27 protein-coding genes are annotated in these 25,143 nt (G+C 71.1%); 12 read left to right on the top strand and 15 right to left on the bottom strand.

Annotated elements, in window-relative coordinates; all coding sequences use genetic code 11:
• Positions 1–387: 387 nt before the first annotated feature.
• The gene (locus HD596_RS57610; RefSeq protein ID WP_185077778.1) at positions 388–1,035 is read left to right on the top strand and encodes a class F sortase; all 648 of its coding nucleotides are present in this window, start codon (positions 388–390) and stop codon (positions 1,033–1,035) included.
• Here the strand turns inward: HD596_RS57610 and HD596_RS63390 are convergent, their stop codons facing one another.
• Positions 1,036–3,663, bottom strand: coding sequence for an acyl-CoA dehydrogenase family protein (locus HD596_RS63390; protein WP_246555512.1), 2,628 nt, complete (start codon positions 3,661–3,663; stop codon positions 1,036–1,038).
• A gap of 328 nt (positions 3,664–3,991) precedes the next feature.
• Between HD596_RS63390 and HD596_RS57590 the strand changes: the two genes are divergently transcribed.
• Together HD596_RS57590 and HD596_RS57585 are read left to right on the top strand one after the other, a co-directional pair.
• Positions 3,992–4,333 (top strand): RNHCP domain-containing protein, encoded by a 342-nt coding sequence (locus tag HD596_RS57590; RefSeq protein ID WP_376776175.1) that lies wholly within the window; start codon positions 3,992–3,994, stop codon positions 4,331–4,333.
• A gap of 1 nt (position 4,334) precedes the next feature.
• Positions 4,335–4,724, top strand: a complete 390-nt coding sequence (locus tag HD596_RS57585) for an RNHCP domain-containing protein (RefSeq protein ID WP_185077776.1) — start codon at positions 4,335–4,337, stop codon at positions 4,722–4,724.
• Between the two features lie 128 nt (positions 4,725–4,852).
• Here the strand turns inward: HD596_RS57585 and HD596_RS57580 are convergent, their stop codons facing one another.
• Complete coding sequence (locus HD596_RS57580) at positions 4,853–5,245, bottom strand: NUDIX hydrolase (RefSeq protein WP_185077775.1); 393 nt, start codon at positions 5,243–5,245, stop codon at positions 4,853–4,855.
• A gap of 263 nt (positions 5,246–5,508) precedes the next feature.
• On the opposite strand from HD596_RS57580, the gene HD596_RS57575 reads away from it, so the two are divergent.
• The gene (locus HD596_RS57575) at positions 5,509–5,892 is read left to right on the top strand and encodes a hypothetical protein (RefSeq protein WP_185077774.1); all 384 of its coding nucleotides are present in this window, start codon (positions 5,509–5,511) and stop codon (positions 5,890–5,892) included.
• 51 nt (positions 5,893–5,943) lie between these two features.
• On the opposite strand, the gene HD596_RS57570 is transcribed toward HD596_RS57575, so the two are convergent.
• Complete coding sequence (locus HD596_RS57570; RefSeq protein ID WP_185077773.1) at positions 5,944–6,819, bottom strand: tetratricopeptide repeat protein; 876 nt, start codon at positions 6,817–6,819, stop codon at positions 5,944–5,946.
• Positions 6,820–6,838: 19 nt separating this feature from the next.
• The gene (locus tag HD596_RS57565) at positions 6,839–8,278 is read right to left on the bottom strand and encodes an aldehyde dehydrogenase family protein (protein WP_313047443.1); all 1,440 of its coding nucleotides are present in this window, start codon (positions 8,276–8,278) and stop codon (positions 6,839–6,841) included.
• Between the two features lie 136 nt (positions 8,279–8,414).
• Between HD596_RS57565 and HD596_RS63385 the strand changes: the two genes are divergently transcribed.
• The gene (locus HD596_RS63385) at positions 8,415–9,458 is read left to right on the top strand and encodes a class I SAM-dependent methyltransferase (RefSeq protein ID WP_185077771.1); all 1,044 of its coding nucleotides are present in this window, start codon (positions 8,415–8,417) and stop codon (positions 9,456–9,458) included.
• A gap of 59 nt (positions 9,459–9,517) precedes the next feature.
• Complete coding sequence (pgeF, locus tag HD596_RS57555) at positions 9,518–10,225, top strand: peptidoglycan editing factor PgeF (protein ID WP_185077770.1); 708 nt, start codon at positions 9,518–9,520, stop codon at positions 10,223–10,225.
• Between the two features lie 67 nt (positions 10,226–10,292).
• Here the strand turns inward: pgeF and HD596_RS57550 are convergent, their stop codons facing one another.
• The 4 genes from HD596_RS57550 to HD596_RS57535 form a co-directional block, all read right to left on the bottom strand.
• Entirely contained in the window at positions 10,293–10,607 is a 315-nt protein-coding gene (locus tag HD596_RS57550; RefSeq protein WP_313047440.1) for a hypothetical protein, read from the bottom strand.
• A 56-nt stretch (positions 10,608–10,663) separates the two neighbouring features.
• Positions 10,664–11,857, bottom strand: a complete 1,194-nt coding sequence (locus tag HD596_RS57545; protein ID WP_185077768.1) for an ATP-dependent DNA ligase — start codon at positions 11,855–11,857, stop codon at positions 10,664–10,666.
• On the bottom strand, positions 11,841–12,575 hold the full coding sequence (locus HD596_RS57540) for a pyrimidine reductase family protein (RefSeq protein ID WP_185077767.1): 735 nt from the start codon (positions 12,573–12,575) through the stop codon (positions 11,841–11,843). The genes HD596_RS57545 and HD596_RS57540 overlap by 17 nt, the downstream gene beginning before the upstream one ends.
• 85 nt (positions 12,576–12,660) lie before the next feature.
• Positions 12,661–13,161: a GNAT family N-acetyltransferase gene (locus HD596_RS57535; protein ID WP_185077766.1), complete on the bottom strand. Its 501-nt coding sequence runs from the start codon at positions 13,159–13,161 to the stop codon at positions 12,661–12,663.
• A gap of 162 nt (positions 13,162–13,323) precedes the next feature.
• Here HD596_RS57535 and HD596_RS57530 point away from each other — a divergent pair, with 162 nt between their 5' ends.
• Complete coding sequence (locus tag HD596_RS57530) at positions 13,324–13,737, top strand: hypothetical protein (protein ID WP_185077765.1); 414 nt, start codon at positions 13,324–13,326, stop codon at positions 13,735–13,737.
• Here HD596_RS57530 and glgX read toward each other — a convergent pair.
• Both glgX and HD596_RS57520 read right to left on the bottom strand, forming a co-directional pair.
• Positions 13,691–15,811 (bottom strand): glycogen debranching protein GlgX, encoded by a 2,121-nt coding sequence (glgX, locus tag HD596_RS57525; RefSeq protein WP_185077764.1) that lies wholly within the window; start codon positions 15,809–15,811, stop codon positions 13,691–13,693. The genes HD596_RS57530 and glgX overlap by 47 nt on opposite strands.
• A 112-nt stretch (positions 15,812–15,923) precedes the next feature.
• Positions 15,924–16,349, bottom strand: coding sequence for an OsmC family protein (locus HD596_RS57520; RefSeq protein ID WP_185077763.1), 426 nt, complete (start codon positions 16,347–16,349; stop codon positions 15,924–15,926).
• Between the two features lie 155 nt (positions 16,350–16,504).
• On the opposite strand from HD596_RS57520, the gene HD596_RS57515 reads away from it, so the two are divergent.
• The 4 genes from HD596_RS57515 (at position 16,505) to HD596_RS57500 (ending at position 19,391) form a co-directional block, all read left to right on the top strand.
• Entirely contained in the window at positions 16,505–17,056 is a 552-nt protein-coding gene (locus tag HD596_RS57515) for a sigma-70 family RNA polymerase sigma factor (protein WP_221520090.1), read from the top strand.
• Positions 17,056–17,946, top strand: coding sequence for a maleylpyruvate isomerase family mycothiol-dependent enzyme (locus HD596_RS57510; RefSeq protein ID WP_185077761.1), 891 nt, complete (start codon positions 17,056–17,058; stop codon positions 17,944–17,946). Before HD596_RS57515 ends, HD596_RS57510 begins: the two co-directional genes overlap by 1 nt.
• A 240-nt stretch (positions 17,947–18,186) precedes the next feature.
• The gene (locus HD596_RS57505) at positions 18,187–18,714 is read left to right on the top strand and encodes a hypothetical protein (RefSeq protein WP_185077760.1); all 528 of its coding nucleotides are present in this window, start codon (positions 18,187–18,189) and stop codon (positions 18,712–18,714) included.
• 104 nt (positions 18,715–18,818) lie between these two features.
• Complete coding sequence (locus tag HD596_RS57500) at positions 18,819–19,391, top strand: HD domain-containing protein (protein ID WP_185079406.1); 573 nt, start codon at positions 18,819–18,821, stop codon at positions 19,389–19,391.
• A gap of 31 nt (positions 19,392–19,422) precedes the next feature.
• Here HD596_RS57500 and HD596_RS57495 read toward each other — a convergent pair whose 3' ends face one another.
• A complete protein-coding gene (locus HD596_RS57495) occupies positions 19,423–20,760 on the bottom strand; it encodes an ankyrin repeat domain-containing protein (protein ID WP_246555511.1) in 1,338 nt (445 codons plus the stop codon).
• Positions 20,761–20,928: 168 nt separating this feature from the next.
• Here HD596_RS57495 and HD596_RS57490 point away from each other — a divergent pair, with 168 nt between their 5' ends.
• Positions 20,929–21,675, top strand: a complete 747-nt coding sequence (locus HD596_RS57490; protein ID WP_185077759.1) for a DUF1707 SHOCT-like domain-containing protein — start codon at positions 20,929–20,931, stop codon at positions 21,673–21,675.
• Positions 21,676–21,721: 46 nt separating this feature from the next.
• Here HD596_RS57490 and HD596_RS57485 read toward each other — a convergent pair whose 3' ends face one another.
• Genes HD596_RS57485 through HD596_RS57470 form a run of 4 tightly spaced genes read right to left on the bottom strand, consistent with a single transcriptional unit; the run spans position 21,722 to position 25,051 of the window.
• The gene (locus tag HD596_RS57485) at positions 21,722–22,516 is read right to left on the bottom strand and encodes a sirohydrochlorin chelatase (protein ID WP_185077758.1); all 795 of its coding nucleotides are present in this window, start codon (positions 22,514–22,516) and stop codon (positions 21,722–21,724) included.
• Positions 22,498–23,226, bottom strand: coding sequence for a phosphoadenylyl-sulfate reductase (locus HD596_RS57480; RefSeq protein WP_185077757.1), 729 nt, complete (start codon positions 23,224–23,226; stop codon positions 22,498–22,500). Before HD596_RS57480 ends, HD596_RS57485 begins: the two co-directional genes overlap by 19 nt.
• Positions 23,223–23,366, bottom strand: coding sequence for an Insertion element protein (locus tag HD596_RS57475; protein WP_185077756.1), 144 nt, complete (start codon positions 23,364–23,366; stop codon positions 23,223–23,225). The genes HD596_RS57480 and HD596_RS57475 overlap by 4 nt, the downstream gene beginning before the upstream one ends.
• Positions 23,363–25,051 (bottom strand): nitrite/sulfite reductase, encoded by a 1,689-nt coding sequence (locus HD596_RS57470; RefSeq protein WP_185077755.1) that lies wholly within the window; start codon positions 25,049–25,051, stop codon positions 23,363–23,365. The genes HD596_RS57475 and HD596_RS57470 overlap by 4 nt, the downstream gene beginning before the upstream one ends.
• Positions 25,052–25,143 lie beyond the last annotated feature (92 nt).

Here is a 25,143-nt window from a genome sequence, read left to right as displayed (position 1 = left end):
GTCGGGGTCCGGCCGAGCGCCGAAGCCCGGTCGAGCCTCGGGGTCCGGCCGAGTGCCGGGATTCAGGCGACCGTCGGGGCTCATCCGCTCGTCAGGGTCCAACCGAGCGCCGGGACCCATCCGCGCGTCGGGGCTCGGCTGAGGGCTACGTGTCGCGCAGAGGCCGGGAGCAGGAGGCGGGCCGGGTGGCTGCTGTGGTCTCGGAGGCGGGCACAGGCCGGGAGCGGGTCGTTGGTGAGGGTCGGGAGTTGCCTATGAGCGGGAGGCGACCGTGGGGCGAGGTCCGGTCGCGGGCCGGTGTCTGCCGTGAGCCCTGAGCCGCACATCGGTCGGGAGCCTGGTGAGGGGCCGGAGTCGAGCGGTGGCCGAAGGTCCGGGCAGCGGGGGATGCTGGTCGTGGCCGGTGCGGTGTCGTTGGCCGGGGCGTTGCTGATCGGGCTCGGGCTGAGCGGCATCGTGGGCGGCGAGCCCGTACCGGAGCCCGTCGCCGCCACGCGGCGCGGACCCGTCGAGGGCGCGGCCCCGGTCACCGGCCTGCCGCTCGGCAAGGTGGCCGCGCCCATGCGGGCCGCCAAGCCGACCGCCGTCTACATCCCGTCCATCGGCGTGGCCGCCCGGCTCATGGAGCTGGGCCTGGACGCGGAGGGCGCCATCGAGAACCCGCCGTTCGACCCCCCGGACCTGGCCGGCTGGTACCGCTACGGCCCCGTCCCCGGTCAGCGCGGCGCCGCCGTGATCACCGGCCACCTGGACACGAGGTCCGGCCCCGCCGTCTTCGCCAACCTCAAGAACGTCAAGCGCGGCGACCAGGTGCAGGTGCTGCGTGCCGACCGCTCGGTGGCCGTGTTCGTCGTCGACAAGGTCGAGCACACGCCGAAGCGCAGCTTCCCCGTCAAGAAGGTGTACGGCAAGCTCGCCTATCCCGGGCTGCGGCTGGTGACCTGCGGGGGGACGTTCGACCGGCAGGCGCACAGCTACCGGGACAACACGATCGTGTACGCGCACCTGGCGGCGCCGTACTACCCAAAGAGCTGATCACGGGTCGCGCGGCAGGCCGAGGGCGCGTTCGGCGATGATGTTGAGCTGCACCTCCGTGGTGCCGCCGCCGATCGTGAACGCCCGCGTCGCGAGGATCATACGGTTCCAGTGGCGGCTCGCCGGGGCCAGCGACCAGCAGAACTCCGAGATCGCCTGAGCGTGCCGCATGCCGAGCAGCTTCCGCACGCTGGACGCGGTCGCGCCATCGGCGCCCGGCCTTACCGCGGCGCCAGAGCCGGGCCGTCCGGAGCCACCCAAACCCTCGCCGGATGGCCTGGAGCCGGGCAGCCTCGAGTCAGACGGCCTGGAGTCGGACGGTCGGGAGTCGGACGGTCGGGAGCCGGACGGCCGGGAGCCGGACGGCCGGGAGCCGGACGGCCGGGGGTCGGACGGCCGGGGGTCGGACAGCTTGGAGAGTGTCACGCGCAGGCCGAGGGCCGAGATGGCCTGGCCCTCGGCCCACAGCCGACCGGCCTGCTCGCGTTGCGACTGCCGCAGCGGGGGCAGCTTCGCGATCAGCTCGGCCATGTCGGTGTGCTGCGAGCCGGGGCCCCAGGAGTCGCCGAGCGCGACGCGTTCGTGGGAGAGCGTGTCGCGGGCCACCCGCCAGCCCTCGTCCACCGCGCCGACGACCAGGTCGTCCGGTACGAAGACGTCGTCGAGGAAGACCTCGTTGAACACCTCGTCCCCGTTGATCTCCTTGAGCGGCCTGACGGTGACCCCCGGAGACGCCATGTCCACCAGGAAGTACGTGATCCCGTTATGTTTCGCTTTTTCGGGAGAAGTCCGGGCGAGGCAGATGCCCCAGTGGGCGTACTGGGCGAGGGACGTCCAGATCTTCTGACCCGTCAGCGACCAGCCGCCCTCCACCCTCGTGGCCTTCGTCGCCAGCCCGGCCAGATCGGACCCGGCGCCGGGCTCGCTGAACAGCTGGCACCACACGATCTCCCCGGTGAACGTCTTCGGCAGGAACCGCTCCTGCTGCTCCCGCGTGCCGTACCGGACGATGGAGGGGACGGCCCAGGCCGCGATGCCCAGGTTCGGCCGCTTCAGGTCGCGGAACTCCTGGTGGATGATCACTTGCTCCAGCGGCGAGGCGTCCCTGCCCCAGGGCCGGGGCAGGTACGGCATGATCCACCCCTCCCTCGCGAACCTGCCCAGACGGGCCGGCGGCTCCTCGGCCCGCAGCGATTCGGCCTCCGCCCGGATGGCATCCCTGACGGCGGCGGCCTCCTCGGGCAGGTCCGGCTCCATGGCCCGCCGCACCCCGGCCACCGCCAGCCCGGCCACCTCCTCGGCCCACGGTCCCGGGTCGCCGGCCAGCATGCGGTCGGACAGCGCCCGGCGGTAGTAGCGGTGGGCGTCGTGCTCGAAGGTGTAGCCGATGCCGCCGAGCACCTGGATCGCATCCGCCGCACACCGCACGGCCGCCTCGCTCCCCAACACCCCGACCACCGCCACCGCCAGCCCGACCTCACCCCCGAGCCCACCTCCGGCGATGTCCGCCGCCGGTCTGGTCTCGCCTCCAGGGCCGCTTTTGGTGGCGTCCGTCGCCGGTCTGGTCTCGGCCGTGAGCCCATCTCCGGTGGCATCCTGGGCCGTCGGTCGGACCTCACTCCCAAGCCCGCCCCTGGGTGCGGCGTCCAGGGCTCGGGCGGCGTCCCATACGGCGGCGCGTGCCTGTTCGAGGGTCACGAGTGCGGCGGCCACCCGGTGCTTGACCCCTTGGAACTGCCCGATCGGCCGCCCGAACTGCTCGCGCACCTTGGCGTACTCGGCTGCCGTCCGCACGGCCCACGCCGCCACGCCGCACGCGTCCGCCCCCAGGAGTACGGCGGCGAGCTCCCGTACCGGCACCTCGCCGAGCACCCGGTCGGCGGGTACTGTGCGCGCGGTGACGGAGCAGAGCGGCCGGTCGAGGTCGACGCCGTCGGCGGGCTCGGCGACGACGTCGGCGCGGTCGAGCACCGCCCACCCCCGGCCGTCCACCGGCACGAGGAAGAGGTCGGCCTCCGGCGAGCCCAGCGCCAGGAACCGTCCCCGATCGCCACCCTCGACTGGGAACGCGACGGCGGCGGTCATGGACCCGTCGGCGAGCCCGGCGATCAGCGGCGCGTTGGCCACGCAAGGACGGCCCGTCTCCGGCCCGGCGGCCGCGGGGATCCCGTCTGGGCGGCCTGCCTCCGGCCTGGTGACTGCGGCGCCTCTGCCCGGACGGCCCGTCTCCGGCCCGGCGGCCGCGGGGATCCCGTCTGGGCCGCCTGTCTCCGGCGCGGCGATCGAGGCGCCCCTGCTTGGGCGGTCCGTCGCCGGCTCGGCGGCGGCGAGGTCCCCTTCTGGGTGGTCCGTCTTCGGCTGGGGGTCGGTGGGATGGGCGGCCGGCCAGGTGAGGGCGGCTGAGGTCAGGACGGTCGGGAGGTACGCACCCGGGACCCGACGCTCACCCAGCGCCTCCAGCGCGACGCACAGCTCCAGCAGCCCGTACCCCTGCCCGCCGCACTCCTCGGGCAGATGCAACCCCAGAATCCCCTGCCCGGCCAGGGCCGCGTGCTCGGTCGTACGTGTGGCGAGCCCCCGGACGGAGTCGGCCAGCGCCTGGTGTTCCTCGGTGGTCCCGATGCCCATACGTCCGAACCTAGAAGATCATTCGGTCGATGGCCAGGAAAACCATTGGCGGTCACGGAACCGGCCCCGCTACCCTCCCTGATGTCCTGACGATGGAGCTCATGATCTGGAAAGGGGTGGATTGATGCCTGGCACCGCGCCTTGCGCGCCTCGTCGTGCCGTGGGCGGATCCTGCCTCTGAAACCTCACCTCTGACAGGCCGGACCGCCTGCCGTACCAGCATGCCCGCGTACGCCGCGAGGTTCGCTCGGCGCTCTCTTGCTGCCTTTCGACAAAGTCATTCCGGCAAGGAGTACCCAGGTTGTCCACCAACGGCAAACCCCGTTCCATCGTGAACACCGAAACCTTCCCGTGCGTGCGCTGCGGCCTGACCGTGACCGCGGCCGCGCCGGACGGCACCCGCCGCAACCACTGTCCGAGCTGCCTGCACTCGCAGCACGTGCTCGACCGTGCGGAAGGCGGCCCCTCGGAGTGCAGAGCGCGGATGATCCCGATCTCGATCGCGGTCCTGCGCACCGGCGACTGGATGCTCATCCATCGCTGCACCCGGTGCGGTGAGCTGACGTCCAACCCCATCTGCGGGGACGACAACCAGCTCATCCTCATGCGCATGGCCGTACGGCCGCTGGCGCAGCCGCCGTTCCCGCTCGAGGCGTTCGGCGGTCTGTGACATGCCCAGGAGGAATCCGGCCCGGGAGCGGGCCCCGCAACGCAAGAAAGCGCATCACCCGGACGCGTTCCGCTGCGTCTCCTGCAGGCTGGACGTCCCGATGATCGCGCCGGGCACCGCCCACCGCAACCACTGCCCGCACTGCCTGACGAGCCTCCACGTCGACCACCGGATCCCGGGGGACCGGCGCGCGGCCTGCCGGGGCAGGATGGCGGCGCTGAGCATCACCGTACGGCCGGACGGGGAGTGGCTGCTCATCCACCACTGCCAGTCCTGCGACGAGCTCAGCGCCAACCGCATCGCGGGCGACGACAACGCGCTGGCCCTGCTTCGCATCGCCATGCGCCCCCTGTCCGCGCCCCGCCTGCCGCTGCCCGCCTGGGCGGGGTAGGCGCCCCCGGCGCCCGTCCTGGTGATTCCCGGATGGGCGCCGGGTCAGCGGGGCCCGTCCTGGTGACTCCCGGGCGGGCGTCGGGGTCAGCGGGGCCCGTCCTGGTGACCTCAGGATGGGCGTCGGGGTCAGCGGAGTCGGCCGTCCCGGTGGAGGTCGTCGAAGATGATCTGGTCCACGGGCGCCACGCGGTCGCGGTCGGCGTAGGTGAGCCAGACGACCTCCTCGATCTCGCTGCTGGGCGTCGGCGTCCCCCGGTGGTCGGCGGTGTAGCAGGTCATCTTCACGACCACGCCGTCGGCGTGGCCGTCCGCCTGGGCCTGGTACGTGCCCAGGTGGGCGGCGGTGGCGGGGACGATGGCGACGGACAGTTCCTCGTCGATCTCGCGGACGAGGGTGTCGAGGTCGCTCTCGCCGGGTTCGCGCTTGCCGCCGGGGAGGTAGTAGACGCTCTTGCCCCGTGACCTGGTGCTGAGGATCTTGCCGTCCGCCAGGTGGATCCACGCGATCTTGTCAATCATGCCGACCATCATGCATGAATCCATCCGCATTTCGGCCCCTTGGAGAGTCATCGGATGGTTGGTCATTTCCTGTGACCGCGCGGCTAACATACGTCATCCCCGCAGAGATCTCTGGCACTCCCGAGACAGAGAAAACCACACCCAGAGCGTTCTCGCCGAGCATCGCAACCTCGAACTACCTGCGACGATGTGCTCAGAGGAAGCGGAGATCCGCGTCATCGGGGCACGGGATCCCTTCCGAGTACATGCAAAGGCAGGAGTACGTGGACATTGAGGCGGAGATCCGCGCATTGAAGCTCCGCATCGACGCGTTCGAAGCGATCCTGCGTTCCAGTTACGCAGATTCTGACGACAACAGCCATGCCCACCTGCGAACGGGGAGAAGACGTACACGGGCGAAAGGCTCGAAGATCACCGCGGCGGAGATCGCCGTCGCCGAGATGCGGGCCGAGATCGCGGATGCTCAGATGGAGATCGCCCAGGACTTCGCGGCCCTGGGCGACGAACTGACAGGTCTTCGACGGCAGACCAACGATCAATTCATCTCCGCTCGCGCGGAGATCCTCGGAGTGTTCGACTCCCTGCGGCACGACATGGTCGACCTCGGCCGCAGGATCGACCGGTTGCTGACGGCCCGCAACGTATAGACGGGGGCGCGGCCAGGTCACGCGCCTGGCCGCCACTCCCGCCCGCGACGGTCAGTCGCCGAACTCCAGGTGCAGGGCCCGGGTGAAGTCGGAGATCGCCTCCTCGTGGCGGTCCATCTCCTGCAGGATCTCCCCGCGCACCCGGAACGCCCAGATGTACTCGGGGTCCAGCTCGATCGCCCGGTTCAGGTCGCTCAGCGCCGCCTCGTTGTCGCCCAGCTCGCTCAGCACCGCCCCCCGGCTGCCATAGGCCCGGTCGTTCTCGGGGTCCAGCTCCACCGCGCGGCTCAGGTCCGCCAGCGCCTCCTCGTACCGGTCGATCATGCGGTACGCCTCGCCCCGCCGGCTCAGCGCGCGCACGTACGCCGGGTTCGCCTCCAGCGCCTTCGTGTAGTCCTCGATGGCCTCGGCGTAGAGGTGCATGCGCTGGTACAGGTCGCCGCGGGCGGCCCAGGAGTAGGGCAGGTCCTCGTTCAGAGCGATGATCTTGGCGTGTTCCTCCAGGGCCTCGTCCAGGCGGTCCAGGTCCACCAGGACGTCGGCCTTGGCCTCCAGGATCCACAGGGAGTCGGGGGAGAGGGTGAGGGCGTGCTCGAAGTCGGTCATGGCCTCGTCCAGGCGGCCCATCGCGGCGTACGTCTGGCCCCGGGAGCCCAGCGCGTACGCGCTGTCCGGCTCCAGCTTGAGCGCCTCGTCGAAGTCCTCCAGGGCGGCCTCGTAGCGTTCGATGACACGATGGCTCTCGCCGCGCAGCCGCCAGGCACGCGCGTTGTCCGGCACTAACGCGATCGATTCCGTCAGATCCGCGATCGCGGCGTCGTACCTCGACAGGGCGATGTACGATTCGGCACGACTGCGTAGCACGGACGCACGGGACTGCGCGGCTGCGTCGGGCAGCTCGGCTGCGTCCTTGATCCCCTCGCTCATGAGGCGTAAATCTATCCGACTAAATCTGGATTATGGCCGCCTTTTCGCGGGTGTACTCGAGGACCGAATCGTGCCCGTACCCGCTGTCCTTGACGCCCCCGAACGGCAGTCCGGGCGGCATCTGCCGGAACGTGTTCACCCACACCGTCCCGCTCTGCAGATCCCGCACGAAACGGTGCGCCCGCCCCAGGTCGCGCGTCCAGACGCCGGCCGCCAGGCCGTAGCGGGAGTCGTTCGCGATCGCCAGGGCCTCCTCGTCGGAGGAGAACGGCATGGCCACCGCCACGGGGCCGAAGATCTCCTCCTGGCAGAGCCGCAGCGAGTTGTCCGTGGTCGTGTAGAGGGTGGGGGAGACCCAGTAGCCGCCCGGGAGGCCGGGCACCACCTCCGCCCCCGTCCGCCCGCCGAAGAGCAGGCTCGCGCCCTCCTTCTCGGCCAGCTCCAGGTACGACCGCACGTGCTCGTACTGGGCCGAGGAGACGATCGGCCCCATGGTCGTGCGCAGGTCGAGCGGGTCGTCCAGGACCAGTTCGGCGCAGATGCGCGTGATGCGGTCCAGCAGCTCGTCCCAGATCGAGTGGTGGATGAGGATGCGGGAGCCGGCCACGCAGACCTGCCCGGCGTTGCCGGTGTAGACGGAGTTCACGGTGACGCCCTGGGCGGCCGCGTCCAGGTCGGCGTCGGGGAAGACGATGTTCGGGGACTTGCCCCCGAGCTCGAACGTCAGCGGCTTCAGCGCGTCCGCCGACGCCCGGGTGATGGCCTGGCCGGTGGCGGTCGAGCCGGTGAGGCTGATCTTGGCGACGTCGCGGTGCCGTACCAGCGCGTCGCCCACCTCCTCGCCCAGGCCGCTGACGATGTTCAGCACCCCGGGCGGGAACACCTCCGCCAGCAGCTCGCCCAGCCGCAGCACCGACGCGCTCGCCTGCTCGGCCGGCTTGACGATCACCGTGTTCCCGGCCGCCAGCGCGTACGCCGCCTTGGCCGAGAACGTGGAGATGGGCGAGTTCCACGGGATGATGCAGACCGCCACCCCGTACGGCTCCCGCCGCGTCAGCCCGAGCGTGTCCGGCCCGAGGATGACCGTGTCGCCCTTGGCCGCGTCCAGGCACTGCCCGGCGGCCAGCTGCCACAGGTACGCCATCCCGGGCAGGTCCTTCTTCAGCGTGTCGCGCAGGATCCGGCCGTTGTCGCGCGTCTCCAGCCTGGCCAGTTCCTCGGCGTTGCGGGCGAACACCTCCGACACCTTGCGCAGGTAACCCGCCCTGGCCAGGGCGGGCAGCGCCGACCAGGCGGGGAAGGCGCGCCGGGCCGCCGCCACGGCCGCCTCGGCGTCGGGTGCCCCGCTCGCCGGGATCCGCGCCCACACCTCCCCGGTGGCCGGGTTGACCGAGTCGAGGGTTCTGCCGTCGCTTGCGGGGACCAGCTCGCCGCCGATGAGATTGCGATAGTCAGGCACGGACCAAGCATATGCTTGCTTGTCACCATTCGCCATGAAGCCCTAAGATCACGTAAAGTGCCCGGATCTTCACGCATAGCGCTCGTTGGCGTCGGGGAAGACGCTTCGCATGGCATATCGACTGTTGAGCCGGTTGGTGTATGGCTCCCGATACGACCGCATTCCCTGGGCGCAGCGCGTGTACGTCCGTCCGGGGGAGCGCCTGGTACGCGAGGCGCAGTGGCAGCTGCTGACCACGCGGGCCCCGGTCATGGAGCTGACGGACTACCGCAGGCTCCGGCCGCTGAAGGCGAACGAGGAGTTCCTGGCCTGCATGATGTGCGGGGAGTCGCGCCAGCAGCCGATGTTCGAGCCCTCCGGCAACGGCTGGCACTATCACGTCGTCCGCTGCCCCTCGTGCGGTTTCCTCTACCGCAACCCCAACATCCTGCCCGAACGCCTCGGCGACCTGTACGCCACCGGCTACAACACCTTCCTGACCGGCTCGTACGCCGCCAACCGGCAGCGCCGCCACGAGCTGACCATGGACGCCTTCTCGCCGGTGTTCGACGAGGGCAAGGAGCGCCGGCTGCTCGACTTCGGCTCGGGGGCGGGGCTGTTCCTGGAGCTGGCCGAGCGGCGCGGGTTCGACGCCTGGGGGGTGGACCTGTCGCCGGAGTCCGTCGTCCAGGCCAACGAGCGGCTGAGCAGGGCGCGCGCGTTTCTCGGCGCCCCCGAGGACGTCCCGGAGATCGCCGCGGGCGGGTTCGACGTGATCACGCTCTGGTCGGTGCTCGCCCACCTGCCCAGGCCGCTGGACGACTTCCGCACGTTCCGGCGGCTGCTGGCGCCCGGCGGCGTGCTGCTCATCCTGACCGTGAACGCCCAGTCGCTGCTGCTCAAGGCGCACGGGCGGGCGTGGAGCGGCTTCACCAGGAACCACCTGATGTTCTACTCCTCGTGGACCGTGCGCAGGCTGCTGAGCCGTACCGGCTTCGCGGGCGTCGCCTTCGCCCCGCACTACGGCGACACGGTCGAGGCCGGCACCACCGCCCTGCCCCGCCCGCTGCGGCGGAGGCTGCGCCGCGCCGTGGACCTCAGCGACGGCGGCAACATGATGCGCGTGCTGGCCTTCGCCGACGACGAGGCGATCGGCCGCTGGGGCGGCGGCCCGCTCACCGTCCACCGCCTCAGCCGCTGAACTCCTCGCGGCTATCCCCTGCGCCGCTGCCGACGAGCCTCGCGCTCTAAGATCGAGCCATGGAGCTGGCCCCTGGAGTGCGTGTCGCCGTCACCGATCGCCACGGAGGGATCAGCGTCCCGCCGTACGGGTCGCGCAACCTCGGCGGGATGGTCGGCGACGACCCGGAGGCCGTGCGGGCCAACCGGGCGGGGGTGGCCGCCGAGCTGGGCGTGCGGGGCATCGTGTTCATGCGCCAGGTCCACAGCGCGGATGTCGCGTACGTGAGCGAGCCCTTCGGGGACGATCCGCCGGCGCTCGACGGCGTGTTCACCACCGAGCCAGGGCTGGCGCTGGCCTCGCTCGGGGCCGACTGCCCGGCGGTGCTGGTGGCCGACCCGGTGGCGCGCATGGTGGGCGCCGCGCACTCCGGCCGCCCCGGCACCGAGGCCGGCATCGCGACCGCCCTGGTGGCGGCCATGGCGGCCAAGGGCGCGGCGCCGGGCCGGATGGTCGCGCTGGTCGGTCCCGGCGCGTGCGGCCGCTGCTACGAGGTGCCCGCCGAGCTGCGCGAGCGGGTGGCCGCCCGCGTCCCCGAGACGTGGTCCACGACGTCGTGGCAGACGCCCGCGCTCGACCTGCGGGCCGGGATCGAGGCCCAGCTGCGTGCCGCCGGGATCCAGGACGTACGCCATGACGCCCGCTGCACGATCGAGTCGGCGGAGCTCTACTCGCACCGCAGGGAGCAGCCGGGCGGCCGTTTCGCCGGGCTCATCTGGCTCGCATAGGGCCCGCCCTTCCGGCAGCGCCGCCTTCCGCGGGCCCGCCGGCGTCCCCTGAACGTGGGCTGCCGGGTCAGCCGCTCTTGCCCGACCTCCCCGAGTTGAAGATGGCGTTGATGATGATCAGCCCGCCCCAGATCGGCACCAGATAGGCGGCCTTGTCCCCCAGCAGGACCAGCAGGAGGGTGGAGACGGTGCCGAGGCAGACCGAGACGATCGCCAGGGCGAGCCGCTGCCCGTCGGGCGCCCGGTCGCGTGCGGGCGCCTTCGACGCCCGCTGGGCGATGCGCTCGTCCACCCGCCGGTCGACCTCTTGCCCCATCTTGTCGAGGAAGGACTCGACCAGGGCGTCCTCGAACTCCGGCCCGAGGTCGCGGCGGGCGGACACGGCTGCCTTTAACTCATCCCCTGTACTCATATGTCGAGATATAACGGGATGCGCGGCTACCGGGCAAGGATGTCGTCGAGGTTGTAACTGACGGGACGTTCGAGCTGCTCGTACGTGCATGACTCCGGCGTGCGGTCGGGCCGCCACCGCCGCCACTGCGCCGTGTGCCGGAACCGGTCGCCCTCCATCTGGTCGTAGGCCACCTCGATCACCAGCTCCGGCCTGAGCGGGATGAACGACAGGTCCTTCTTGGCGTTCCACCGCGACACCGCCCCGGGCACCCGCTGCCCGCCCGTCGCGGGCCCGGCGGCGGGCTGGCCGAGGTTGGCCGCCGCCTGCTCGGCCCAGTGGCCCCAGGGGTGCTCGCTCAGCTCCGCGAGGTACGGCTTGATCTCCTCGACCAGCTCGGCCCTGCGCGCCATGGGGAACGAGGCCGCCACGCCCACGTGGTGCAGCCGGCCGTCCTGGCCGTAGAGGCCGAGCAGCAGCGACCCCACGATCGGGCCCGACTTGTGCTCGCGGTAGCCGCAGATCACCACGTCGGCCGTGCGCTCGTGCTTGACCTTGAACATCGTGCGCTTGTCGGGGATGTACGGCTGGTCGCCCGGCTTGACGATGATGCCGTCGAGCCCCGCGCCCTCGAACGTGTCGAACCACTCGGCCGCCTGCTCGTCGCTGGTCGTGACCGGCGTCAGCCGAATGGACCCTCCCTTTTCCGGAAATATCCCCTCAAGTCGCGCCCGGCGCTCCGAGAACGGCGTCTCCATCAGCGACTCGTCGCCCAGCGCCAGCAGGTCGAACGCGACGAACTGGGCCGGCGTCTGCTCCGACAGCAGCTTCACCCGCGAGGCGGCCGGATGGATGCGCTGCTGCAGCGCGTCGAAGTCGAGCTGCGACCCCCTCGGCAGCACGATCTCGCCGTCCACCACGCACCTGTCCGGCAGCTCCGCCCTGACCGCCTCGACCAGCTCCGGGAAGTAGCGCGTGAACGGCCGCTCGTTGCGGCTGCCCAGATAGACCTCGTCGCCGTCGCGGAACACGATGCACCGGAAGCCGTCCCACTTCGGCTCGTAGAACAGCGAGCCGTTCTGCTTGGGCATGGCCTTGACCGGCTTGGCCAGCATGGGCGGCACCGGCGGGCGCACCGGCAGATTGGGCACCGGCTGCTCTTCGGCGGGCTCCGCGAGCGCAGTCGCCTCCGTGGGCTCGGTGGGCGCAGTCGGCTCCGTGGGCTCAGTCGGCTCGGTCATGGCTCTGCTCCCTGTCGTATTTGCAGAAGAGGACCCCCTCCTCTTCCAGCACCTGGCTGAGGCGCAGCGAGACCTCGGCGGGCTCGCCGTTGAGTATGCGCGCCGCGCCGCCCCCCACCAGCAGCGGGCTGATGGACAGGCACATCTCGTCGACCAGGTCCTGCGCCGAGAGCTGGGCGTTGATCCTGGGGCCGCCCTCGCACAGGATCCTGGTCAGCCCGCGCGCGTGCAGCTCCGCGACGGCCGGCGCCAGGTCGACGCTCTCGCCCCCGGCCACGATGACGTCGGCGTGCCTGGCCGCCGCCTTGCGCCGCTCGTGCGGGGCGGCCTCGCAGGTGATCACGATCGTCCGGCTCGGGGCGTCGGTGAACAACTCGCCGTCGAGGTCGAAGTCCAGGCTGCGGGTGATGACCGCGATGGGCGGCACCTTCGGCCTGCCCACGCGGAGCTCGTCCCACGAGTCACGCGGGGGGACGGGACCGTACCCCTCCTTGCGCACGGTCGCGGCGCCCGCGAGGACGACGTCGGCCAGGCCGCGCAGGGTCTGGAAGATCCGCTTGTCGCCCGCGCTCGACAGCCCGCCCGAGCGGCCCTTCAGCCACGCCGCGCCATCGGCGCTGGCCACCATGTTGAGCCGCAGCCAAGGCCGCCCCTCGGGGTAGGCGTACGCCTGCACGATGTCCGGATTGTCTTGTATGTCGGGATAGATGCGCCGCACTCCTCTACCTTGGCACACCCCACCGACAGTTGGCCCACGCGGGCGGGACGCGTTCGCCACGCGCCCCGCCCGGTTGCCGGGCTGGTCAGGCGGTGGTGAAGGAGATCCACACGTCCGGGGGGACGTCGGGCCGGTTCGGCACGGGCAGGCGTTCCTCCGTCCACGCCTCACCGGCGATCTCGGTGGCGACGCGCCGCCAGAACGCGACGGCCGCCGCGTTCGAGTCCTGGAAGGCGATCTTCCAGGGGCCGGGGTGCCGGGAGATCACCTCCCGTACGACCTCCATCCCGATCCCGGACCGGCGCGCGCCGCGTACCACGAAGAAGCTGTTCAGCACGCGCGCCGGGCCGGACAGCGCGCGTACGAACGAGAACCCGACGGGCCGGTCGCCGCTGGTGAACAGGTAGGCCGCCCAGTCGTCGTCCTCGAACGCCGCGCGCAGCCGGTCGCTGTGATAGGTGGCATCAGGGCTGGGCAGCCCGCCCTGGAACTCCGCCATGTCGTGGCGGAACATGAGCCAGAGGCGTTCGACGGTGGGGCGGTCCGCGGCGCTCACGGGCCGCACGGTTGCCGGAGAAATGGTCATACAAACACCTTCCGGCCGGGATCAAATCCGGCCGGAAAGGTAAAGCTAGCAGACGCGAGCGGGCATTTCGGGATATGGGGCGTATAGCACTTTTGTGTATCCAAGGACACGCAGGCGGTCACGTGCTTACGTGGCGGAAGGGGATCGGGGAGGGGAGGCCCTGTGGGTCTGATCACCGCTGTCGCATGGGCGGTCGCCGCGCTGGCCGGGGTGTACCTGCTCTACTTCTGGCTCTCGGGCGACGGGCTGCGCCGGGCCAAGGTCACCCGCTTCCCGGCCGCGCTGGTGTTCTCCCACCCGACGCTGGCCGTGTCGGCGCTGGTGTGCTGGGTGGCCGGGCTGGTCACGGGGAGCAGGGCGCTGGCGTGGGCCGCGTTCGGAGGGCTGGCGGTGGCCGCGCTGCTGGGGTTCACGATGTCCACGCGCTGGCTGGGGGCCGGGCGGCACAAGACGGGCGGGCGCGGGTTCCCGGTGCTGGCGGTGACGCTGCACGGCCTGGCGGGGGTGGCGACGTTCGCGCTGATGCTGCTCACCGCGAGCGCGGCTGGCGCAGGACCTGGAGGGAACGGGCCGTGACGGCGACCAGGTCGCCGGCCTGCCAGCCCTCGTCCGGGAACGCCTCTTCCATCGTCTCGTGGCTGGTGTCGAGCACGGGCACCCATCCGGTGCCGCACTCCTCGCCCGGCAGCGTGAACGACATGTTCTCGTGGTGGGCGTTGATGAGCAGCAGGAACGAGTCGTCCACGATCCGCTCGCCGCGCGGCCCCGGCTCGGTGATGGCCTCGCCGTTGAGGTAGACCATGAGCGACTTGGCGTAGCCGATGTGCCAGTCGGCCGCCGTCATCTCCGTGCCGCCCGGGGTGAGCCAGACCAGGTCGCGCTTGCCGTCGTCGGGATGGCGGCCGTGGAAGAAGCGGCGGCGCTGGAAGACCGGGTGCTCGCGGCGCAGCTTCGACAGCGCCCTGACGAACTCCAGCAGCTCCGGCTCGGTGTGCAGCAACGACCAGTCGACCCAGGCCAGCTCGTTGTCCTGGCAGTAGGCGTTGTTGTTGCCGCGCTGGGTGCGGCCGAGCTCGTCGCCGTGGGAGAGCATGGGCACGCCCTGCGACAGGAACAGGGTGGCCAGGAAGTTGCGGCGCTGGCGGTGGCGGAGCCGGACGACGCCGGGGTCCTCGACGGGGCCCTCGGCGCCGCAGTTCCAGGAGCGGTTGTCGTTGGTGCCGTCGCGGTTGTCCTCGCCGTTGGCCTCGTTGTGCTTGTGGTCGTAGGAGACCAGGTCGTTGAGGGTGAAACCGTCGTGGCAGGTCACGAAGTTGATCGAGGCGACCGGGCGGCGGCCGGAGGACTCGTACAGGTCGGCGGAGCCGGTCAGGCGGGAGGCGAACTCGGGGAGCGCGGAATGCGTGCCTCTCCAGAAATCGCGCACGATGTCGCGATATTTGCCGTTCCACTCCGTCCACAAAGGCGGGAAATTTCCGACCTGGTAGCCGCCGGGCCCCACGTCCCACGGCTCGGCGATCAGCTTGACCTGCGAGATCACCGGATCCTGCTGGATCAGGTCGAAGAACGCGCTCAGCCGGTCGACGTCGTGCAGCTCCCTGGCCAGCGCCGAGGCCAGGTCGAACCGGAACCCGTCCACGTGCATCTCGAGGACCCAGTAACGCAGCGAGTCCATGATCAGCTGCAGCGCGTGCGGCGAGCGTACGTTGAGGGAGTTTCCGCACCCGGTGTAGTCGAGGTAGTAGCGCCGGTCACCGTCGTGCAGCCGGTAGTAGGCGGCGTTGTCGATCCCCCGGAACCCCAGCGTGGGCCCCATGTGGTCGCCCTCGGCCGTGTGGTTGTAGACGACGTCGAGGATGACCTCGATGCCCGCCTCGTGCAGCGCCCGCACCATCGCCTTGAACTCCAGCACCTGCTGCCCCCGCGTGCCCGCGCTGGAGTAGCCGCCGTGGGGCGCCAGGTAGGCCATGGTGTTGTAGCCCCAGTAGTTCGTCAGCCCGCGGGCGACCAGGAAGTGCTCGGGGATGTAGTGGTGGACCGGCATCAGCTCGACCGCCGTCACCCCCAGCGACAGCAGGTGATCGATGATCGCCGGATGCCCCACGCCCGCGTACGTGCCGCGCAGGTCGGGCGGCACGTCGGGGTGGCGCATGGTGAGCCCGCGCACGTGGGCCTCGTAGATCACGGTCTGGTGGTACGGGATGCGCGGCGGCCGGTCGTTGCCCCACTCGAAGAACGGGTTGACGACCACGTTCTTCGGCATGTAGGGCGCGCTGTCCTCGGTGTTGCGCCGGGTGGGGTCGGTGAAGTAGTAGGGGAACAGCGCCTGGTTCCAGGTCAGCTCGCCGTCGATGGCCTTGGCGTAGGGGTCGAGGAGCAGCTTGGCGGGGTTGCACCGGTGGCCCTGCGACGGGTCGTGCGGGCCGTGGACGCGGTAGCCGTAGCGCTGGCCCGGCTGGATGCCCGGCAGGTAGCCGTGCCAGACGAACCCGTCGACCTCGGGCAGGTCGACGCGCTCCTCGGTGTCGTCGTCATGAAAAAGGCACAGCTCGACCCGCTCGGCGACCTCGGAGAACACCGCAAAGCTGGTGCCAACGCCATCCCAGGTGCCGCCGAGTGGATAGGGTTCGCCCGGCCAGACCTCGCGCATGTGGCCCAATTGTCGCACGCGAACACGTTCTTGGTCTCTCAATGCGCCGATCGCCCTCCGTAACGGGGTCTCCGGATGCCCGGCCCCGATGCCGGGCAGGTCGGGGCGGCCGTCAGAGCAGCTCGGCGTCGAGCGTGATCAGGGTGCCCGTCAGGGCCTTGCTGACCGGGCAGTTGGCCTTGGCCGTCTCGGCGGCCTCCGCGAACTGCTCGGCCGAGATGCCGGGAACGCGGCCCTTCACCGTGAGCACGATGCCGGTGATGCCCTCACCCGGCTGGAACGTCACGTCGGCGCTGGTCTCCAGCGACTCCGGCGGGGTGCCCGCGCCTGCCAGTCCGTGCGAGAGCGCCATCGAGAAGCAGGAGGAGTGGGCGGCGGCGATGAGCTCCTCCGGGGACGTCCTGCCGTCGGCCTCCTGGGACCTGGACGCCCAGGTGACCTCGAACGTGCCCACACCCGAGGTGTCGAGCGACACGGTGCCCGAACCGTTGATCAGGGCGCCCCTCCACTGGGTGGTGGCGGTGCGAGTGGTGGCCATGACGTGCTCCCTCCGTATTGGTCCTCCGACCTTATCGCGAGCCGGCAAAGTCCCCGCCTCCGGTCATCCGGCTCTACTTTTCCGGCGAATAATGACATGCTCGGGTCGCGGCGCACCCGCCGCCTTGGTCCGGATTACACGGGAGTGTGGGGCCAGTGGAGGCACCGTACGACGACCGCCTGCTGCACCAGCGGGTGGTCGGCGGCGACGAGTCCGCGCTGGGCGAGGTCTACGATCGGCTCTCCTCGCTGATCTTCGGGCTCGCGCTGCGGGTCACCAGGGACCGGGTGATCGCCGAGGACATCACTCAGGAGGTGTTCCTGGTCTTCTGGGAGCGCCCCCTGGCCTACGACCCGGAACGCGGCACCTTACGCGCCTGGCTCGCCACGATCGCGCACCGCCGCGCGGTCGACCACGTGCGCGCCGAGGAGCGGCGGCGCGTGTCGGCCCTCGGACCCAGGCTGTTCGAGCGCGAACCTGACAGACTGGAGGACACGGTCCTGGCCTCGGACGAGGCCAAACGGGTGCGGCAGGCGGTGACCTCGCTGCCCGACGGCCTCCGGGAGGCGGTGGAGCTCGCCTATTTCGGCGGCAGGACCTATCGGCAGGTGAGCGAGGAGCTGGGCGTGCCCGAGGGCACGGCCAAATCGCGCATCCGGCTGGCGCTGAGACGCCTGGCGGACGCGCTTGCGGAGGAAGAGGTGTAATGGACCCCATCGAGCGCCTCTATCTGGACGCGATGATGGAGGACCCGGAGGCGCCGGCCCGCTCGTTGCGGCCCCAGCTGCTGGCCGGGGCCAGGGCCCGGCGCAGGCCGGCGGCCCCCACCGCGGCCTGGGCGGAGCCGTACGCGGGCCGGGTGGCCGCAATGGACGCGCTGCTGACCTCGGCCGTGGACGACGACTGGTCGCGCGTGATCGTCGAGGGCTGGACCCTCCAGGAGCTGGTCGCCCACCTGGCCGCCAAGGACGGCCTCCTGGCCGCCGCCGTCGGCGCCCCCGTGCTGGGGCCGCCCATGGGCGCGACCGACTCGATGGGGCGTACGAGCGACGTGCAGGCGTACGAGCGCGCCCGCAGCCCCGAGCAGACGCGAAGGGACTGGCGGGCCCAGGCCGACGCGCTCTGCCGCCACCTGGCCGACCTGCCGCCCACGACCCCGGCCACCATGGACGGCATGGAGGTCCCGGTGCGCGACCACCTGCTGGCACGGTGCCTGGAGACCTGGATCCACACGGCCGACGCCGCCCGGACCGCCCGGCTGCGCCTGCCCGACCCCATCGCCGACCACATCCACCCGACCGCCGACCTGTGCGCGCGCCTGCTGCCCTGGACGATGCTCCTGTCGGGCATGGACGGCTCCGGCCGCACCCTCCACCTCACGCTGACGGGCGCGGGCGGGGGGGAGTGGCAGGTGCCGCTGGGCGTGGAGGACACCCGGCCGGGCACGCCGGACGCCCACATCACGGCGGACGTGGTCGCGTTCTGCTTCCTGCTGGGCGGCAGGGGAGAGCCCGCCGAGTTCCCGGCCGAGCTGGCCGGCGACCTACCGCTGGCCAGGGACGTCCTGGCCGCGGCCCCGGCCCTCTCCGGCCCCTGACCGGCCGCGCTGTCCATTCTGGGGGAATTGGTCGGGAAATGCCCTGGGATATAGCGCGAGGCCCTTTAAGTAACCGCAAAACCAGCGTTTAAAGACCGCGCCAGGTTTTGACAGGTTATTTGGGTTTACGGAGTTAGGCGAGAATATTCGCATGGGTACGTCTGCCCCTGTCTGAGTGCCTGCGGAGATAGTGGGCGCTGGATTTCGGGCCGATCTACCCATGAACGGAAACGAATGCACGTGAACACTGAAAGTCGGCAATCGCGGACGCCACGCCATGGGCGGGCCGCGACACTAACGCTGGCCGGCGCCATCGTCGGCTCCCTGCTCCTTCCCACGGGTCTGGCGGCCGCGGCGAGCGCGGTGCCCAGCAGCGCCGCCGTCCCGGCGGGCGTCGGGGTCATCTCGAACGAGAAGCCGCCGCTCTGTGGAAAGCACTGCGGTCGTCGCGGATGGGGAGGATGCTGGCGCCCCTGGTGTGGCCCGTGGGGCTGGGGTGGCTGGGGCCACCGCCACCACCGCCGCCACGACGACGAGATCATCCGCATCCGTACGCCGCGCGTCGAGCGCCACCGCCCGGTGCACCACCAGGAGCCGACGGTGCAGAAGCCGCGGGTCAAGGAGGAGCCGGTCAAGGAGGAGCCGGTCAAGGACGACGACCAGTGGACAGGCCGTGAGGAGTCGGGCCCGGACGAGAAGGGCCAGGACAACGACAGCTGGTGGCCCGACGGGGACGACTGGCGGGATATCTTCGGGTCCTGGAATTAACCGGTGAGCTGAAACGGCTCCCGTTTTCGGAGAACGGTCGATGACAAATGCCGTGGCCGGCGAAACGGCCACGGCATTTGCCGTAGGAGAGGAGGGTCCCCGTGATGGACGACGTGACGGGACTGGCGGGGCTTCTGTACGAGTTCGGACTGCTCAAGCGTTACAAGCGGACCGGGTGGCTGGTGGCGGGCGTACGGGATCCGGAGAGCATCGCCGAGCACTCGTTCCGCGCGGCCGTCATAGCCGGCGTGATCGCGCGGCTCGAAGGCGCGAATCCGGAACGGGCCGCGTTCATGAGCCTCTTCCACGACACCCAGGAGACCCGCATCACCGACATCCCGTACATCGGCAAGCGCTACCTCAAGGCGGCCTCCAACGAGGACGTCACCGCCGACCAGATGCGCGGCCTGCCCGCGGAGGTGGCGGACATGGTCGGCGACGCGGTGGGGGAGTACGAGGAGAAGGCCAGCCTCGAAGCCGTCTGCGCCCGGGACGCGGACAAGCTGGAATGCCTCATCCAGGCGGTCGAATACCGGGAGCAGGGACACCAGAACGTCCAGGGCTGGATCGACAGCTCCCTGGACGCCCTGACGACCCCGACCGGGAAACGGCTGGCCGAGGAGGCCCTGCGCACCGGCACCCTGGAATGGGTGACGCGCGTGCTCAACGGCGACTGAGCACTCCTGGGCCCGGGCGGGCGGGTGCGGGTCAGCCGGTGACGGGCTCGGTGACGAGGTCCCGCTCGTACTCGTCGTCGCTCTCGGCCAGCACCCGCGCCACCCCCTGCGAGGCCCGCTCGTCGCCCCGCGTCAGCAGCCCGCGCGTGGCCTCGGCCACCGTGCGGAGGTCGGCGTCGGCCAGGCGGGCGGCCAGGGCCTCGCGGATGCGGGGCGTGTCCTCGGACAGCCCGGCGAGCCCGGCGGTGGCCCAGTCGCGCACCTCCGTGTCCTCGTCCTCCGTCATCGCGATGAGCAGGGCCAGCCCCTCCTCGTGGCCCGGCGGCAGCACGTCGGCCAGCGCGATCGCGTCCGTCATCGTGCGCTTGTGCCCGGGACGCCGGATGATGTCCAGCACGTGCGGCAGCGCGCGGGCGTCGCCCTGGTGCCCGAGCGCGGCCAGGACCGACCGCAGGACCTGCGGGTTGCCCTCCGTGGTGACCATCTTCTGCAGCAGCGCCAGCGTCGTGTCGAGGTAGGGCTTCTCCCCCTCGGCGAACCCGAACTGGGCGATCGCGTCGACCCCGAACTCCCGCTCCCTGGCGTCCTCGCTCCCGCACAGCCGGACCAGCGCCTCGTACGTCTCGTCGTCCGCCCGCCTGCCCAGCGAGTCGGCCACGATCCACCAGGTCTCGGCGTCCTCGTCGATGTCGCGGTGCGCGACGGCCCGCGCCACGAGCTGCTCCACCGGCGTGTACGTGCCCGTCGCGTCCTCCAGCAGGGTCGCGACGGCGGCGTGGCCGCGCTGGGCCTGCACCTGCTCGCTCTCCGAGCCGTCGGCCGAGCGCCCGGCCACCGTGACCAGCTCGGTGCCGTCCTTGGCGTACTGGCGGGCCACGACGTACTCCCAGCCCTCCTTCTCGATCTGGTCGAGCAGCGCGCTCTCCAGGTGCACGCCCACCCAGGAGGCGGCGATCTCGAGCGGCGTGTCGCCGTCGCCGTCGTACTTCTCGGCGTCGGCGCCCGCTTCGAGCAGCACCTGCACCACGCCCAGCGCGCCGCGCCGGGCGGCCAGCGTGAGCGGGGTGTCGCCGGACTCGTTGGCCGCGTCGACCTCCGCGCCGGCCTCGATCAGCGCCTTGGCGGTGGCGGCGTGGCCGTTGGAGGCGGCCCAGTGCAGCGCCGTCCAGCCGCCCTCCTCCCGGCCGTTCACGTCGGCGCCGGCCGTCAGGAGCGCGCCGGCCACCTCCACGCGGTCCCAGGCGGCGGCCGCGCACAGCGGCAACCCGTCCTCACCTGGGGTGTTGGGATCGGCGCCGCCGGCGAGCAGTTTGCCCACGGCCTCGGTCTCGCCGTTCAACGCCGCGCGGTAGAGCTGTTCCTCATGCATGACAGGGACCCTAGCCTGGTCCGGCCGCGCCCCGGGCCAAGCCAGAGCCCCGTGTCATCGCTTGGTACGCGCCAAAGCGGCTTCTAGGTTCAAACACCTACAAGGGATGACATGTTTTCCTTCTCGGGGAGGAGTCCCATTCCCGGCAAGACGCGATATGTTGCGAGTATGACTGATCCCGGTGGGCTCCGCGCCTCGGACGCGGAGCGCGAGGCCGTCGTCGAGCAGCTCCGTGTCGCATCGGTCGAGGGCAGGCTGACGCTCGCCGAGCTGACCGACCGGACGGAGGCGGCCTACTCCGCGACCACGCACGCCGAGCTGGCCCTGCTCACCCAGGACCTGCCGGCGGGAGCCACGCCCGCGCCGGCCCCGGCCGCCCCTGGGCCCGCGGGCAGGAAGCGGCGGTGGTTCGTGGGCGTCATGGGCGACTCCAAGCGGCGCGGGACCTGGCGGATCGACCAGGAGCTCGGCGCGGTCGCCGTCATGGGCGACGTGGTGCTCGACCTCCGCGAGGCCGAGGTGCGCACGGACATGGTGGACATCATGGCCGTCTCCGTGATGGGCGACATCAAGATCATCGTCCCCGACGGCGTGAACGTGGACCTCGACGGCATGGCCGTCATGGGCGACAAGCGCGTGGACGTCATCCAGGCGGCCCCCGGCATGAACGTCCCGGTGGTGCGCGTGCGCGCGTACGCCGTGATGGGGGACGTCAAGGTCATCGGCGACTCGCAGGCGCAGCCGGTGCAGCGCGGGTTCGCGGCCTGGCGGGAGCACTGGCGGCGGCTGCACGGCGAGGACTGGCGGGCGCTGAACCGGCAGGTGCTGCGGGAGACCCGCGAACTGGGCAGGCAGGCCCGCGAGCTGGGCCGGCAGACGCGCGGGGAGGGCCGCGGCAACCGGTGGGGCTACTGACTCAGGCTCAGCCGACCAGGGAACCGGTGGGACTGCTGACCCCGGCTCAGCCGACCAGGGAGGGCACCGGCTGCCGCCGGGCCGCCTCGTAACGTTCCAGGAGCACGTCCACCAGCTCCGGCGCCGGGCCGAGCACGTCCGACACGACGGCGGCCCCGGCCTCCAGGCTCGTCTGCCGCACCTTGTCCGCGAAGTAGCCGGGCGCCAGCAGGTACGGCGCGACGACGACCTTCGGCGCGCCCGCCCGCCTGAGCTCGGCCACGGCCTCGGCGGGCGACGGACCGGCGGCCGAGGCGTACGCCGGTGACACCGTCCACCAGCCGGAACGCCGCCACGCCCGCGCCTGCCGCGCGATCACCGCGTTGGCCCTGGCGTCGCTCGAACCCGCCGACACCAGCACGACCGCGGTCCGCGGGTCCCCGGCCCGCACGCCCGCCTCGGCCAGGCGCCGCTCCAGCGCCGTCAGCAGCAGCGGGTGCGGCCCCAGCGTGGTGCCGTAGTGCACCCGCAGGCGCGGCTCGCGCGCCCGGACCTCGTTCAGCGCCGCTGGCAGGTCCACCCGGCTGTGGTAGGCCTCGGTGAGCAGCAGCGGCAGCACAACGGCCTCCTGGAGGCCGCTCAGCGCCTGTCCCAGTGCCGGGGTGCAGTGGTCGAGGTAGGCCACCCGTACGGGCACCTCAGGGCGCGCCAGGCGTACCCGGTCGAGCAGCGCGGCCACGGTGGCGGCGGCACGCGGATCTCGCGACCCGTGCGCCACCGCCACCAGTGGCACGCGGCCGGGGGCCGTCCCGCCTGCCAACGGGACGGATCCCCTGCTGGGGATCACAGGTGAATGCCGCATTCGACCTTCCCCAGGCCCGCCCAGCGTCCGCTGCGCGGATCCTCTCCCTCCGCGACCTGCCGCGTGCACGGCGCGCAGCCGATCGAGGGGTAGTTGTCGTAGTGCAACGGGTTGATCAGCACCCCGTTGTCGGCGATGTAGTTGTCGACGTCCTCCTGGGTCCAGGCCGCGATCGGGTTGACCTTGACCATCTGCCGCTTGGCGTCCCACTCGACGACCTTGGAGCCGGCGCGGCTGGGGGACTCGTCGCGGCGGATGCCGGAGATCCACGCCAGGTACGGCTCCAGCGCCCGGTTGAGCGGCTCGACCTTGCGCAGGAAGCAGCACAGGTCGGGGTTGCGGCCGAACAGGCGCGGGCCGAGGTCGCGATCCTGCTCCTCGACCGTCCGCGACGGCTTGATGTCGATCACGTTGACGTCATAGACCTGGCGCACCGCGTCACGCGTGCCGATCGTCTCGGCGAAGTGGTAGCCGGTGTCGATGAACAGCACGTCCACGCCGGGCTTGACCCGGCTCACCAGGTCGATCAGGAGGGCGTCGCTCATCGAGGAGGTCAGGCACAGCCGGTCGCCGAACGTCGCCGCCGCCCAGCGGATGATCTCGCGGGCGGGGGCGCCCTCGAGGAACGTCGCGGCGGACTCGACGATGTCCTGCAGGTCAAGAGTGCCGCGCTGCTGTTTCAGGCCGACCTCGATGTCCACGAGCGTCATATCTTCACTCCGATCCCGAGAAACTTGAGCTTGAAAGCGCGGGCGCAGGCGCGGCAGTACCAGCCGCCGTCCCCTTCGTAGGGCTCCAGGTCCTCGTCGCCGCAGTAAGGGCAGTGGAACGGGACCGCTCGCTCGCTCATTTGAGGTCCGCCTCGTCGGCCCGCTGCACCCAGTCGGCGAACGACTCGCCTTCCTTCTTCTGGGCGTCGTAGTGCTTGACGACCCGCTCCACGTAGTCGGGCAGCGCCTTGGCGGTGGTCTTGAGGCCGCGGACCTTGCGCCCGAAGCCGGCGTTGACGCCGAGGGAGCCGCCCAGGTGGATCTGGAAGCCCTCGACCTGGTCGCCGTTCTCGTCCACCACGAGCTGGCCCTTCAGGCCGATGTCGGCGACCTGGATGCGGGCGCAGGAGTTGGGGCAGCCGTTGACGTTGATCGTCAGCGGCTCGTCGAACGCCGGCAGCCGCCGCTCCAGCTCGTCGATCAGGTCGGCGGCCGCGGCCTTGGTCTCGACGATGGCCAGCTTGCAGTACTCGATGCCGGTGCAGGCCATGGTCTGGCGGCGGAACGTGGACGGCCGGACCCGCAGGTCGTTGGCCTCCAGCTCGGCCACGATCGAGTCGACCTGGTCGGGCGCGACGTCGAGGATGACCATCTTCTGCTCGACGGTCGTGCGGACCCGGCCGGAGCCGTGCCGCTCGGCGATGTCGGCGATCAGGTGCAGCCTGTCGCCGTCGAGCCGGCCCACCTTGGGCGCGAAGCCGACGTAGAAGTTGCCGTCCTTCTGCGGGAAGACGCCCACGTGGTCGCGGCGGCTGCCGCGCGGCAGCGCGGGGGCGGGGCCGTCGGGCAGCGGCTCCTTGAGGTATTCCTGTTCGAGAACCTCGCGGAACTTCTCGACTCCCCAGTCATTGACCAGGAACTTGATGCGGGCGCGGTGCCGCAGCCGCCGGTAGCCGTAGTCGCGGAAGATCCCGACCACGCCCTCGAAGACGTCGCCCACCTTCTCCGGCCGGACGAACACGCCGATCCGCTTGCCCAGCATCGGGTTGGTCGACAGGCCGCCGCCCACCCACAGGTCGTAGCCGATCTCGCCCTGCTCGTTGACCACGCCGACGAACGCCACGTCGTTGATCTCGTGCACCGTGCAGTGGGCGGTGCAGCCGCTCAGCGCCGACTTGAACTTGCGGGGCAGGTTGGAGTAAGCCGGGTTGCCCACGATCCGCTCCTGCAGCTCGTGGATCTGCTCGGTCGCGTCGAGCACCTCGTCGGCGTCGATCCCGGCCAGCGGACAGCCCAGGATCACGCGCGGGGTGTCGCCGCACGCCTCGGTGGTGGACAGGCCCACGGCCTCCAGGCGCTCCCAGATGTCCGGCACCGACTCGATCTCGATCCAGTGGAGCTGGATGTTCTGGCGGTCGGTCAGGTCGGCGGTGCCGCGGCCGTACTCGTTGGAGATGTCCGCGATCGTGCGCAGCTGGGCGAGGTCGAGCTGGCCGCCGTCGATGCGCACCCGCAGCATGAAGTAGCGGTCGTCGAGCTCCTCCGGCTCCAGGACGGCGGTCTTGCCGCCGTCGATGCCGGGCTTGCGCTGGGTGTAGAGGCCGTACCAGCGCATGCGGCCACGCAGGTCGGCCGGGTCGATCGAGTCGAAGCCCCGCTTGGAGTAGATGTCGATGATGCGCTGGCGGACGTTGAGGCCGTCGTCGTTCTTCTTGTTCTCTTCGTTCTTGTTGAGCGGCTCACGGTAACCGAGAGCCCACTGGCCTTCGCCGCGCGGGCGCTTGTGGTGCCGGCTGGCAGGAGTGCGGCTGGCAGGGGTGCTCATTGCGCGTCCTTCGGTTCATGGGCGCGCGCAGGGTTCCTCCTGCCTCGTCATCGAGGGCAGGGGTGGAGAGGAGGTGTGCGACGCGCTCAGCG

It is taken from the genome of Nonomuraea jabiensis (assembly GCF_014204795.1).
Taxonomy (GTDB): Bacteria; Actinomycetota; Actinomycetes; order Streptosporangiales; family Streptosporangiaceae; genus Nonomuraea; species Nonomuraea jabiensis.
The sequence above is the reverse complement of the archived record's forward strand: the minus strand, read 5'-3'. Positions and strand labels throughout refer to the sequence as shown.